Source organism: Psychrobacillus sp. PGGUH221, from assembly GCF_042055255.1.
Classification (GTDB): domain Bacteria; phylum Bacillota; class Bacilli; order Bacillales_A; family Planococcaceae; genus Psychrobacillus.
Map to the genome: position 1 here is coordinate 1 of NZ_JAQMHQ010000041.1, position 366 is coordinate 366.

Annotated in this window: 2 tRNA genes and 1 rRNA gene; all 3 read right to left on the reverse strand. The window is 49.5% G+C overall.

What is annotated here, in order from left to right:
* Positions 1-45 precede the first annotated feature (45 nt).
* Positions 46-121, reverse strand: a tRNA-Thr gene (locus tag PGC35_RS22110).
* A gap of 12 nt (positions 122-133) precedes the next feature.
* Positions 134-209: transfer RNA gene (locus PGC35_RS22115), tRNA-Val, on the reverse strand.
* A 30-nt stretch (positions 210-239) separates the two neighbouring features.
* A 5S ribosomal RNA gene (gene rrf / locus PGC35_RS22120) occupies positions 240-355 on the reverse strand.
* Positions 356-366: the final 11 nt, after the last annotated feature.

A 366-nucleotide genomic window follows, 5' to 3' on the forward strand; every position in this document is an offset into this window, starting at 1 on the left:
ATTAAAAGTCAGATGCTCTACCAACTGAGCTAATGGCTCTAAAAATGGTGCCGGAGAAAGGACTTGAACCCTCAACCTACTGATTACAAGTCAGTTGCTCTACCAGTTGAGCTACTCCGGCGAAGAAAAAATATGGTGGAGGATGACGGGCTCGAACCGCCGACCCTCTGCTTGTAAGGCAGATGCTCTCCCAGCTGAGCTAATCCTCCAGGGTGCTTGTACTATTTTTATTAATACAAGCCCAGCGACGTCCTACTCTCACAGGGGGAGACCCCCAACTACCATCGGCGCTGAAGAGCTTAACTTCCGTGTTCGGTATGGGAACGGGTGTGACCTCTTCGCCATCATCACTAGACTTGAATTATG